Source organism: Phyllobacterium sp. GQ127, assembly GCF_059758635.1.
Window position 1 is genome coordinate 627,601 of record NZ_JCAXDZ010000001.1, and the last position, 12,609, is coordinate 640,209.

The 12,609-nt window shown below is 53.0% G+C and carries 11 protein-coding genes; 4 read left to right on the forward strand and 7 right to left on the reverse strand.

The features are described 5' to 3' along the window. From trkA to AC6CHM_RS03315, 3 genes are read right to left on the reverse strand one after another with little or no spacing between them, the layout of a single operon-like run. Complete coding sequence (trkA, locus tag AC6CHM_RS03305) at positions 1-1,377, reverse strand: Trk system potassium transporter TrkA (protein WP_498171973.1); 1,377 nt, start codon at positions 1,375-1,377, stop codon at positions 1-3. A 4-nt stretch (positions 1,378-1,381) separates the two neighbouring features. Then, positions 1,382-2,743 carry a nitrogen assimilation response regulator NtrX gene (gene ntrX, locus AC6CHM_RS03310; RefSeq protein ID WP_115053060.1) on the reverse strand — a complete coding sequence of 454 codons (1,362 nt, stop codon included), beginning with the start codon at positions 2,741-2,743 and terminating at the stop codon, positions 1,382-1,384. After that, positions 2,733-5,012, reverse strand: a complete 2,280-nt coding sequence (locus AC6CHM_RS03315) for a sensor histidine kinase NtrY-like (protein WP_498171975.1) — start codon at positions 5,010-5,012, stop codon at positions 2,733-2,735. The genes ntrX and AC6CHM_RS03315 overlap by 11 nt, the downstream gene beginning before the upstream one ends. Positions 5,013-5,226: 214 nt before the next feature. Between AC6CHM_RS03315 and AC6CHM_RS03320 the strand changes: the two genes are divergently transcribed. Together AC6CHM_RS03320 and AC6CHM_RS03325 are read left to right on the forward strand one after the other, a co-directional pair. Continuing rightward, positions 5,227-6,015 carry a GGDEF domain-containing protein gene (locus AC6CHM_RS03320; protein WP_115053058.1) on the forward strand — a complete coding sequence of 263 codons (789 nt, stop codon included), beginning with the start codon at positions 5,227-5,229 and terminating at the stop codon, positions 6,013-6,015. 134 nt (positions 6,016-6,149) lie between these two features. Beyond that, the gene (locus AC6CHM_RS03325) at positions 6,150-6,659 is read left to right on the forward strand and encodes a DUF1993 domain-containing protein (RefSeq protein WP_115053057.1); all 510 of its coding nucleotides are present in this window, start codon (positions 6,150-6,152) and stop codon (positions 6,657-6,659) included. Positions 6,660-6,694: 35 nt separating this feature from the next. Here AC6CHM_RS03325 and ntrC read toward each other — a convergent pair whose 3' ends face one another. Genes ntrC through dusB form a run of 3 tightly spaced genes read right to left on the reverse strand, consistent with a single transcriptional unit; the run spans position 6,695 to position 10,289 of the window. Continuing rightward, positions 6,695-8,155 (reverse strand): nitrogen regulation protein NR(I), encoded by a 1,461-nt coding sequence (ntrC, locus tag AC6CHM_RS03330; RefSeq protein WP_498171978.1) that lies wholly within the window; start codon positions 8,153-8,155, stop codon positions 6,695-6,697. A gap of 2 nt (positions 8,156-8,157) precedes the next feature. Further along, positions 8,158-9,297 (reverse strand): two-component system sensor histidine kinase NtrB, encoded by a 1,140-nt coding sequence (locus tag AC6CHM_RS03335; RefSeq protein ID WP_115053055.1) that lies wholly within the window; start codon positions 9,295-9,297, stop codon positions 8,158-8,160. Continuing rightward, a complete protein-coding gene (gene dusB / locus AC6CHM_RS03340; protein ID WP_498171979.1) occupies positions 9,297-10,289 on the reverse strand; it encodes a tRNA dihydrouridine synthase DusB in 993 nt (330 codons plus the stop codon). Before dusB ends, AC6CHM_RS03335 begins: the two co-directional genes overlap by 1 nt. A 174-nt stretch (positions 10,290-10,463) precedes the next feature. Between dusB and AC6CHM_RS03345 the strand changes: the two genes are divergently transcribed. Both AC6CHM_RS03345 and AC6CHM_RS03350 read left to right on the forward strand, forming a co-directional pair. Further along, complete coding sequence (locus AC6CHM_RS03345; protein WP_498171981.1) at positions 10,464-11,684, forward strand: bifunctional 2-C-methyl-D-erythritol 4-phosphate cytidylyltransferase/2-C-methyl-D-erythritol 2,4-cyclodiphosphate synthase; 1,221 nt, start codon at positions 10,464-10,466, stop codon at positions 11,682-11,684. After that, complete coding sequence (locus AC6CHM_RS03350; protein WP_115053053.1) at positions 11,681-12,184, forward strand: CinA family protein; 504 nt, start codon at positions 11,681-11,683, stop codon at positions 12,182-12,184. Before AC6CHM_RS03345 ends, AC6CHM_RS03350 begins: the two co-directional genes overlap by 4 nt. Here the strand turns inward: AC6CHM_RS03350 and AC6CHM_RS03355 are convergent. Then, positions 12,171-12,599 (reverse strand): GNAT family N-acetyltransferase, encoded by a 429-nt coding sequence (locus AC6CHM_RS03355; RefSeq protein ID WP_115053302.1) that lies wholly within the window; start codon positions 12,597-12,599, stop codon positions 12,171-12,173. The two genes, AC6CHM_RS03350 and AC6CHM_RS03355, sit on opposite strands and share 14 nt — an antisense overlap. Positions 12,600-12,609: the final 10 nt, after the last annotated feature.

Here is a 12,609-nt window from a genome sequence, read left to right on the forward strand (position 1 = left end):
CTAGAAGAACTCGAGACTGACCCGGAACATCTGCTCAACCTGCTTGACTGTCTCCGCCGTGGCAAAAAGCACCACTCTGTCTTTTGGTTTTATGCGAACGTTACCATCGGGCTTGATAACTTCACCATTGCGATAGATTGCGCCTATCCGCAAGCCAGCCGGCAAATCAAGCTCGCGCAAAGGAGCACCAACCATCGGCGAGGTTTCCAACGCTTCCGCTTCAATGATTTCCGCCTGCCCTTTCTGCACGCTATGAACAGCGCGAATTCGGCCTCGGCGGACATGCTGCAACACACGGGAAATCGTGACGCTGCGCGGGCTGATATGCGCGTCTATGCCAAGTGATTTGCTCAAGTCGAGATAATCAGGATTGTTGATCAGCACGAGATTGGACTTGCAGCCCATGCGCTTTGCCATGACACCTGCAAGCATGTTGACCTGATCGTCATTCGTCAGGCTGACCATCAGGTCGGCATCCTGTATTTCGGCTTCGTAGAGAAGTTTCTGATCCAGCGCACTGCCGTGCAGAACCAGGGACCGGCGAAGCTCGTCCGCGATCGTGTTGGCGCGTTTGAGATTTGGCTCTATCAGCTTGACCTTGGTCTTTGACTGCTTCGCTTCGATAGTCTGCGCAACATGAAGGCCGATATTGCCGCCGCCAGCAATGACAATGCGGGTCGCCTCAGGTTCTTCATGGCCAAATAAAGCTAATGTTCGATGGATCTGCGATTTAATGGAAGCGACATAAGCGATATCGCCGCTAAACATCTGGTCTGTCGAGTGAGGTATGAACAGCTTGTCATTACGCACAATTGCCATGACTGTCGCAACCAGATCGGGGAAAAGATCGGTAAGCTGAAACAAGGGCGTGTTGATGACCGGGCAGTCCTCAAGGCATTCGATGGCCAATACCGCTACATTCTCATCGGCAAACCGAACGACATCGCTAACACCGGGAAGCGCGATGCGCCGCAACACCATCTCGCCCACTTCCAATTCCGGCGAAATGATCACGTCGATGGGCATGTGATCGCGTGAGAATAGATCCTGATAGTGCGATTGAAGATAGGCCTGCGCGCGGATACGCGCAATCTTGGTAGGCACATTGAACAACGCGTGCGCGACCTCACACGCAACTATATTTACTTCGTCATAAAGCGTCGCGGCAATAATCATATCCGCCTGATCAGCGCCTGCCGCCGCCAAAACATCCGGATGAGCGCCATGTCCAACGAAGCCGCGTACGTCCAGCGTATCGCGAATAACCTCAATGAGTTCCGCAGACGTATCGATGACGGAAATATCATTATCTTCGGCGGCAAGCCGTTCAGCTATGCCATAACCTACCTGGCCCGCCCCGCAGATAATTACTCGCATTTTGCTATACCCCGAGGGACTTCAACTTCCGGTGCAGTGCCGAACGTTCCATACCAACGAATTCCGCCGTACGCGAGATGTTTCCGCCAAATCGGTTGATTTGCGCGATCAGATATTCCTTCTCAAAACGCTCACGCGCCTCGCGCAGCGGCAAGGCCATAATGTGCTGGTCAGATTCTGTAGGAGCCTTGGGCAAAGTATCGCCAATTTCCGCTGGAAGCAGATCTGCGGTGATAACAGCGTCAGGATCATCGCCGCGAGCAAGGATGATCAATCGCTCAACATTGTTGCGCAACTGCCGAATATTGCCCGGCCAGGAATGCGATTGCAAAACCGCCATCGCATCGGGGCCGATCTTGCGTGGCTTGATACCGGCCTGATCAGCGATCTGTGCCATGAAAAAGTCTACCAGAGCGGGAATATCATCGCGGCGGTCCGCAAGCGGCGGAACAATAACCGGAACAACTGCAAGCCGGTGAAAAAGATCCTCGCGGAAACGGCCCTCTGCGATCATCGCCTCAAGATTTTGCGCCGTCGACGAGATGATCCGCACATCAACCTTGATCCGCTTGGTACCGCCCACACGCTCAAATTGCTGATCGACGAGAACGCGCAGAATCTTGTTTTGCGTTTCACGCGGCATATCAGCGATCTCATTGAGATAAAGAATGCCACCATGTGCCTCCTCCAACGCGCCAACCTTGCGTTCGCCGCCATCGGATTCCGTACCGAAAAGTTCAACCTCCATACGTTCAGGCGTGATGGTCGCAGCATTGAGATTGACGAATGGACCCTTCGACCGGCTGGACAAGGCATGAATTGCCCTGGCCGTCAGTTCCTTACCGGCGCCTGATGGACCGGTAATCATGATTCGGCTGTTGGTTGGCGCCACGCGCTCAATTGTTTGCCGCAAATGATTCATGGATAGCGAAGAGCCTAAAAGCTCGAAGCTCTCCGACGAACGCTTGCGCAGGTCGGAGACTTCGCGGCGAAGCTTGGAGGTTTCAAGCGCGCGCTCGGCAATCAGGATAAGCCTGTCAGCCTTGAATGGTTTTTCAATGAAATCATAGGCACCCCGGCGGATTGCCGAGACAGCTGTTTCGATGTTTCCGTGACCCGAAATCATGACAACGGGAATTTCCGGATGACGCAGCTTGATCTCATCAAGCAGGGCCAGACCGTCAAGACGGCTACCCTGCATCCAGATATCAAGGAATATGAGACGCGGAATTCGTTCATCTATGGCAGCCAGAGCGCTGTCGGCGTCCGATGCCACGCGCGTATCATAACCTTCGTCGCTCAGTATGCCTGCAACAAGCTCGCGGATATCGACTTCGTCGTCGACTACAAGAATGTCAGATGCCATTTGAATTCACCTGTTTTGCCGTTTTATCGGGATTTTCTGAATCTGCGGAAGCAGATTGGTTCATTGGAAAAATCATGCGGATCATTGCGCCTCGCCCCCCGTAAAAATCGTCCGGCGCATCGTGTAGTTCTATGTGACCGGCGTGGTCCTCAACGATCTTCTTGACGATAGCAAGGCCAAGGCCAGTCCCTTTTTCGCGTGTCGTCATATAGGGTTCGAGCAGACGTTGACGATGCTCGCGCGGCAATCCTTTGCCGCTGTCGAGAACTTCAACAACGATCGAACCCTCCTGCGCGCGTGATCTGATGAGGATATGGCCGTCAACATGCCCTTCCTTGACAACCGCCTCCACCGCTTCAGCGGCGTTCTTGATAACATTGCCAAAGGCTTGCCCCAAAAGACGGCTGTCAAACTGACCAATTAACGGCACGGTACCGAAATCTCGTTCAAAACGGATATCGCTGCGGCTTACTTCCACGAGGAACGAAGCTTCACGAAGCGCTTCACGCAAGTCCATCGCCTTAATCTCCGGCTTGGGCATGCGCGCAAACGACGAAAACTCGTCAACCATGCGACCAATATCGCCGACCTGCCGGATAATGGTTGCGGTGCATTGGTCGAAAACTTCCCGGTCTTCAGTGATCACCTTGCCAAAACGGCGGCGCAAGCGTTCTGCCGATAGCTGAATGGGCGTAAGCGGATTCTTGATTTCATGCGCAATGCGCCGCGCCACATCGGCCCAGGCAGATGAGCGTTGCGCTTCAACCAGATCCGTTATGTCATCGACGGTCACAACATATGAGTGTTCTATGGATTCAGCATCTTCCACGGTAATCTGAACGTTAAATGTCCGGGCGCTGCCACGACGCGACATGGTTACCTGTTCACGATAGACGGATCGTCCGGTGGCATGCGCCACTTCAAATACCAGACCGATTTCCGGAACAAGAGCGGACAGGTTTTTACCACGCGAGGCAATCGGATCGAGTGCCAGCATGGTTTCAGCAGAGCGATTTAAAATGCCGATCGCGCCATCAGCATTGACGCTGATGACACCTGCGGTAACGCCTGACAGCACAGCCTCTGAAAAGCGGCGCCGCTCGTCGATCTGATCTTTCGCCGAAACAAGGTCTTTGCGCTGGCTGCCCAATTGACGGACCATTGTATTGAACGTCTGGGACAATGACCCGACATCACCGTCAGAGCGGTGAACAGGAACAGAAACATTCAGATTGCCAGTCGCAACATTATCGGCTGCACCGATGAGCAAGCGTATTGGGCGAACGAGACGATCCGCTACCGCAATGCCGGTCCAAATTGCAGAGAGAAGCAGAGTAAGCGTCAATCCGAAGTACAGCATCGCAAAGAGAATCTGTGTTGTGATGCCATTGCCGTCGGCGGCGATTGCAGCGTCAGCGGTCTTTTTCTCCATCGCCCGACTGGTATTGAGAATATCCGGATCGACCGGCCGTATCGCATAGAGAAATACGCCCGGGATCTCACGCAGTTTGATGACGGCACTCAACAGATTGGTCTGATCTGGCGGAATAAGCACAGGTTTTCCGTCAGAGGCAGTTTCAAGAACTGACTTTGCAACTGTCGGTATCGGTGTTGCCGTTTGAATATCAGCGCGCACCACCGTGCTTCCGTCAGTACGGATTATCGACGCCGCAATCATGTTCCGCCCGAGTGCCTGCTGTGTCATTAGCCGGACGAAACCGCTGCGGTCCAGATCAAACAATGTGCGTTGCGTGTCCAGGTCATCGACCATTTCGAGGCTCGTGGACTGCAGATTCCGTGCGCTTTCCTGAATATAGGCTTCCGCCAGGCTGATCGACGATTTTACAATCGTTGAGGTTCGCATTTCGAACCACCGATCAAGCCCCATATCCAGGGTGATGGAGGCGACAATTGCCACGATCATTGCCGGCACGGCAGCCACGAGCGAAAAAAGCACAACGAGACGCACGTGAAGACGGGATGCCGCCTTTCCCCGATGCCTCGCCTGGACAACACGGTAAATTTCGCGGCCAATCAACAAAATGAGCGCGACGATTAAAACCGCATTGATGCTGGTCAGCAGCAAAGTTACATCGCTATCCGGATGGATCGGTGTAACCCCGGTCAGAATAAGGAATGTTACGCCTGTGGTCAGCAACGCCAGTATTACTGTTGCAATACCCAGACGTGAAAAGAACCTCTGCGTAACGCCGCCCCTAGCGCCGGATACAGAACCATTCAATGTGTTGACCGAGTTTGACAAGAGCATTGCTATGTGACCCCAACCAAGTGGCACTCATGCAACACATTGTGGCGGAAATGCAACGCTTTATCGTTTGGGTTGTGTGAAATGCACAACCATTTGCAATAGTCGACATGAAACATCAACAATTCAGCCAACTATTAAAATTTACGGCGTTTTACGCATAGCTTCTTCACAAATCACGGTTGTAATTAAGTGTATCAACTTCGCGGTGGGTGCAATGACGACCTACGACTTCTGGATGACCAAATTTGGCAATATGTCGCCTTATCGACAGGTCGTCATAATGGTCTTAATGGCAACTATCGCGGCAAATGTCCTAGCTGTGGCGTTCTTTGCCTTGGTTGATCTGGGCCAAATTAACAATGTTCTGATCGTGACAACGGCCATCGTCATAATTGTTAGTGCTCCACTCGGTTCATTTCTGGTTGGCTTGAACTATCGCCTGAAACAGACCGCATCGCTGCTTGATCTTGCATCGCGCAGAGATGATTTGACGGGACTGTCAAACAGGAATGAATTTTATCTCCAAGCGCAAAGGCAAATTACGTTGTGCGACCCAGCGAAAAGTGCAGGCGCAATCCTCTACATTGATGCCGACCATTTCAAATCAATCAATGATCGTTATGGACATGCAGTCGGCGACAGCGTTTTACAGGAAATCGGCATCTTGCTGCGATCCGTTATTGGCGAATGGGATTTTGCCGCACGGTTCGGCGGCGAAGAATTTGCTCTTTTTCTCACCAATGCCGACATTGGCAAAGCTGATTGGCTGTCACACAAAATTCTTATGGGTATGCGGGAAATCCCCACTTACTTGCGCATTTCTGAACTGAACGTCACCGTGAGTGTCGGTATTGCTATTCACCAGCCAGGCCAGCCTTTGGAAGAAGCGCTTGTGGCAGCTGACAAGTGCCTCTACGCCGCCAAAAATCAAGGGCGAAACCGGATCGTTCACGCAAACAGCGAATACATAGAAATATATCAGCCAAAGCGCCAAACAGTGTAGACAGATACGTCTGAATGGCGGCAATCTTTGGCGCTGGCCTTGAAAAAACAAAGCTGAGGCGTATCTGCCACTCAGCCAGCTGCGCGTGAAGTTGGCATCCATGCAGTTGCAACGACCTTCCAAGAAAGACACCCATGTCCAATTCAACCTACGCTATTTCAATACCCGCTCTGTTACGCGGGCTTTCCATTGTTTCATCGCTGATTGATAAGGCAGAAGCGTTTTCGACTGAGAAGAAAATAAGCCCAGACGTACTTATCAATGCGCGGCTTGCACCGGACATGCTGCCATTTTCCGGTCAGGTACAGCGGGTAAGCGATACCTCAAAAGGTGTTATTGGCCGCCTTACCTCTATCGAACCACCTAAAATGCCCGACGAAGAGAAGACGTTTGCAGAGTTGCAGGAGCGCGTTGCAAAAACAGTGGATTTTCTGAAAAGCGTGGATGAAAGCGCGTTTCGTGACGCTTCTTCAAAAGAAGTCACGCTGAGCTTCGGCAAATTGAAGACAACGCTGAGCGGCGATGATTACATCACCAAGTTCGTTTTGCCCAACTTCTATTTTCACGTCACAACCGCGCAGAACATCCTGCGCCATAATGGCGTTTCAGTAGGCAAGCTCGACTATCTCGGACCGATTGCCTGAGAGAAATATTCGGGTGGCCGTTTACGCGGCCGCCCTTAGCGGTCGCTTTTATTGTTCTTGTAGATATTGACTCCCAATTCGCGAATTTTCTTGCGCAACGTATTGCGATTCAACCCCAAAAGCTCGGCGGCCTTGATCTGATTGCCGTGAGTGGCAGTCAGACACGACAGGATAAGCGGGTACTCAACCTCTTCTAGTACGCGTTGGTAAAGTCCCGCTGGCGGCAGGTCGTCTCCGTAGGACAGAAAGTACCGCTGCATATTCAATTCCACTGCTTGAGCAATGGTAATGTCTTCATTCGCCAAGCCATTCGATGATGGCTCTGCGGGGCGCAAATCCGCTTTCAGTTCAACTTCAATGACATCCGCATTGATTTCTTCTTGCGGATAGAGCGCTGCCAAGCGCCGAACGAGGTTTTCGAGTTCACGCACATTTCCCGCCCAGGGATAACGGCGCATAAGATCCAAACCGGCGCCGGTAATGCGTTTTTCCGGAAGACCATCCTTGACCGCCATTTTGAAGAAATGCCGGACCAGATCAGGAATGTCCTCCCCGCGTTCACGCAGCGGCGGCAAACGCAGCGGCACCACGTTAAGGCGGTAGTACAAATCTTCGCGAAACAACCCCTGATTGATGAGGGTGCGAAGATCCTTATTGCTTGCCGCAACTATACGGACATCCGTCTTGATCGGTGTTCGTCCACCGACGGTCATGTACTCGCCCTGCTGCAGGACACGTAGCAGGCGCGTCTGGGCCTCCATTGGCATATCGCCAATCTCGTCGAGAAAAAGTGTTCCACCATCGGCTTGTTCGAAACGCCCGCTTGAGCGGTTCTGCGCTCCGGTAAAGGCTCCGCGCTCATGCCCGAACAATTCTGATTCAATCAGATCACGAGGAATTGCCGCCATATTAATTGCAACGAAGGGCCCTTTACGTCGCCGACCATATTCATGCAACGCACGAGCCACCAATTCCTTGCCCGTACCGGATTCACCGGAAATCATGACCGTCAGGTCAGTCTGCATCATACGGGCAAGCACGCGGTAAATGTCCTGCATGGCGGGAGAACGACCCACCAGCGGCAATGTATCGGGTTGCTCATCTACAGGTCGTTTGTCGAGCTTCTTTTTCGGCTCAGCCAAAGCCCGGCCAACAATGCTGACAAATTCGGTCAGATCAAACGGTTTTGGCAAATACTCATAAGCACCAGCTTCCGAGGCGCGAATAGCTGTCATGAACGTGTTTTGCGCGCTCATAACGATAACCGGCAGATCCGGACGGGATTTCTTTATACGCGGCAAAAGATCAAAGGCATTTTCGTCCGGCATGATCACATCGGTAATCACGAGATCGCCGTCACCTGCCGAGATCCAGCGCCACAACGTTGCGGCATTCGACGTTATGCGAACATCATAACCGGCACGCGAAAGCGCCTGATTGAGAACCGTTCTGATTGCCGCATCGTCATCGGCTACGAGAATGCTACCCAAACTCATTATCAGAATCCTGTCTTAGTGGGGTATGGATTGTCATCTGCGTGGTCATCGTCAAGCGGACCGTTTTGCCAAGCAGGCATCAAAATCCGGAATGTTGTCTTGCGGGGAAATGAATCGCATTCAATGACACCGCCATGGTCACCAACGATCTTCGCTACAAGTGCAAGCCCAAGGCCAGAACCGTTGGGTTTTGTCGTGACAAACGGATCAAACAAATGCGGCATGATATCGGGTGAAACGCCAGCGCCGGTGTCGGAAACGCAAAATTCAAGCGGGAGCGAAACGCGGTTGCGCATCCCCGGTACCGACAGCCTGATTCCGGGGCGAAATGCCGTGGAGAGTGTGATTTCACCGGGCTCGTTTGCGCCTATGGATTCGGCTGCATTTTTTACGAGATTGAGAAATATCTGCACAAGTTGATCGCGATTGGCGAAAACATAGGGCAGCGAGGGATCATAATCCTCATGAAACTTTATGTGGCTGGCGAAACCGTTTCTGGCGATAGCTTTGACGTGATCCAGAACCACGTGGATATTGACTGCTTCCCGTTCAATCGGTCGCTCATCCGAAAACACTTCCATGCGATCTACAAGCGATACAATACGGTCAGTTTCGTCGGTTATCAGCCGCGTCAAAGCTCTGTCATCGTCATTAAGACCGGTTTCCAGCAGCTGGGCTGCACCGCGTATGCCTGACAGAGGATTCTTGATCTCATGTGCGAGCATCGAGGCAAGGCCCGTAACCGAACGCGCAGCGCCCCTATGCGTCATCTGGCGGTCAAGCTTTTCCGCCATGGAACGTTCCTTGAACAGGATAACGATGGACCCCGGAGACTCGCTCACCGGCGTCACGTAAAGATCGACGATCCGGTCTTGGCCAAGGCGCGGCGATGAGACATCCACGCGATATTCATTTACCGGCGATGGGCTCTCGCGCACCTGTTTAACAAGAGCCAATAGAGGGCTGCCAAAGGGCAGCAGCATATCAAGTGTATTGCGGCTCAAGATTGTGGCGCTTGAACGAAAAAAAGCTTCCGCATCCGCATTGGCGTAGGAGATATAACCCGCTTCATCCAGCATTATCACGGGATGGCGCAGTGAATTGAGAACCATGCTCGCAAGCGTATTTTCAGGTACCGTCATCAAGCCACTTTCTTCAAATCTGTCTGCGGGCGGCTCAAAGCATCGTGCAAACGTTTTGCCACAAGGAGTGGATTGGTTTCCGTCATGATGGAACCGCGCGTGGCAGGGCCGATATCAACCCCGTGCAAATCGAGATACCAGCCAAGATGTTTGCGCGCATGGCGGATACCTGTCGTTGATCCATAATGCGCCAGCATTGCTTCGTAATGGGCAATCGCATAGTCAGCCACCGTCTCGGGGCCCGTCGTGCTGCTATCGCCAGCAATCCAGCCCGGCAACCACGGTTGCCCATATGATCCCCGCCCCACCATGACAGCGTCGGCTCCAGAATCTCTCAGGATCGCAATAGCATCATCACGGGTCAGAACGTCGCCATTGGCAACAAGCGGTATGGAGATAACATCACGCACCGCATGAATCGCCCGCCAATCCGCCTTGCCTTCATAAAACTGGCAGCGTGTGCGCCCATGCACCGTTATCATCTGTACACCCGCCTGCTGCGCTCTGGATGCAAGTTCCGGCGCATTGATGCTATTATCGTCCCAGCCTAGACGCATTTTCAACGTTACGGGCACTTTGACGGCATTGATGGTTGCCTCAATCAGCGTCAAAGCGTGATCAAGGTCACGCATAAGCGCAGATCCGGACAGGCCTCCAGTTACTTTTTTTGCAGGACAGCCCATATTGATGTCCACGATATGGGCGCCTTCACCCTCGGCAATACGAGCGGCCTCCGACATCCATCTGGTTTCACGACCAGCAATCTGCACGACATGGGTGCCTAATCCATCGCCCTTCAGCCGCAGCAGATTTCCACGCTCCCGCGTGCAAAGCTCCGCACTCGCGACCATTTCGGATACGACCATTCCCGCGCCAGCCTGCCACGCAAGCTGGCGGAACGGCAAATCCGATACGCCGGACATCGGCGCCAGAAATACGCGATTGCGCAATTTGACGCCGCCTACGGTCAATGGTTGCTTTAAATCGATCACCACGTCTGCCTGTTTCGTATGCAATTTTATAATAGCCTAACCTTTAGACAGGATCATGCTGCTTCGCAAGGCAATCCACGCCTTTCTCTGATCAGTTTTCGACCTTTAATAACTAAGGCCTCTAGCCTTTCGGTTTGGCAAAGGGTAACGCAGATTGATTGATCGGAGAGAATTGTGCCTGCCAAGACTGACGACAATAAACTGCGAGTAGCTGCTGTCATCGTGGCAGCAGGACGCGGCGAACGCGCTGGCCAAAGCGTCGAAGGTCCCAAGCAATATCGCAGGATCGGCGGCGAAGCCGTGCTGATGCATACGGTTCGGGCTTTTCTTGGCTGTCCCATGATCGATCAAATTGTCGTGGTCATTCACAAAGAGGATGGCGCACTGTTTGCCCAGGCGCTGGGCGATGTCGCCGATAAAGTGAAGGCTGTTACCGGCGGACCAACGCGGCAGGAATCAACCCGTCTTGGCTTATTGGCTTTGAACAATGCGGGAATCGATCACGTACTCATTCACGATGGCGTGCGGCCTTTCATAGCTGCAGATTTGCTCGAGCGTGTTATCTTTAATCTTACTCCTCATATCGGTGTCCTGCCGGTACTGGCGGTGTCCGATACATTGAAGGCTGCTGGCCCCGATGCAATGGTGAGTGCAACGGTTCCTCGTGCAGGCCTATATGCAGCGCAAACCCCTCAAGCTTTCCCCTACCAGCCCATTCTTGATGCCCATAATGCAGCTTATGCCGCCGGACGCTCTGACTTTACAGATGATTCCGCCATCGCCGAATGGCACAGTCTGCCCGTGCGCATAGTCGAAGGGTCCGCTGATAATACAAAGCTCACCTGGGCAAAGGATATTGAAATGGCCGATGATCGTCTGTCGCAAAAGCAATTCTCCTTCCCGGACGTGCGCACCGGCAATGGATATGACGTTCATGCATTCGAACCGGGCGATGGTGTCTGGTTGGCTGGCGTGTTCATCCCGCACGATAGGAAGCTTTCGGGGCATTCAGATGCTGATGTCGCCCTGCATGCCCTAACTGATGCCCTGCTGGCGACGCGCGGCGCCGGAGATATCGGGACGCACTTCCCGCCCTCTGATCCCCAGTGGAAGGGCGCCGCTTCCCACATCTTCGTTGAACATGCAGTGAAGATTGTGAAAGAGGCTGGCGGAAGGATCGCCAATGCGGATATTACCTTAATCTGCGAGGCACCCAAGGTTGGGCCCCACCGCGAAGCTATGACCGCAGCTTTGGCAAAAATGCTGGGCATTACGCCGGATCGTATCTCTATAAAAGCGACGACAAATGAAAAACTCGGTTTTATCGGACGCGAGGAAGGGATAGCCGCAATAGCAACTGCCTCGGTCATATATCCTGGCGGACTACCTGAATGAGCACACTTATTGCAGAAACCAAGGCAATAGCATTGCTTGAAGCGTGCCGGCGTGAGGGTATCCTGCTGGTTACCGCCGAATCCTGCACTGGCGGACTAATTGCCGCTTCGCTGACAGATATTGGCGGCTCTTCCGATGTTGTCGACAGAGGCTTCGTTACCTACTCTAACGAAGCCAAACATGACATGCTGGGCGTTCCTATGGAAATGATCGAGAAATACGGCGCTGTCTCAAAGGAAGTGGCGTTGGCAATGGCCACGGGTGCGCTTGCCCACTCCCGCGCAGCAATTGCGCTTTCTGTCACCGGCATTGCGGGACCCGGCGGCGGGTCGAAGGAAAAGCCGGTCGGACTTGTGTGGTTTGGACTGGCACTGAAGGGTCAGGAGCCCGTTGCCGCACACCACCTGTTTGAAGATAAGGGACGGGCCTCAATTCGCATGGCCGCGGTCAATACTGCGCTAGATATGGCACTTTCGGCACTTGAAACTAAGTCCGCTTGACCCTCAGCGCCATACCAATCGATTTGGGAGTGACCGGCTCGAAACCAAATTTTTCGTAGAGATATTTAGCGGGACCATCGGCAATCAAACTGCAATAGGCACCATCCGGTGCATTGTTTTGCACATAGTCCACCAGATTTTCCACGATGATCTTGCCTAGCCCCTTGCCCTGGTGCTCCGGATCGACTGCAATATCAACGACCTGATAGAAACAGCCTTTGTCGCCGACAATCCGGCCCATTCCAACTGCTTGGCCTTGATATCGAATGATCGCGGCGTGAATGGTGTTCGGTAGTCCGATTTCGGCAGCTTCCCTGCCCTTCGGACTTAACCCCGAGATTATTCGAAGACGAAGATAGTCATCCACGGATGGCGTTTCGACACAAAGCTGATATTCGGTGTTTTCGTCCTGCACGGGCAAACTC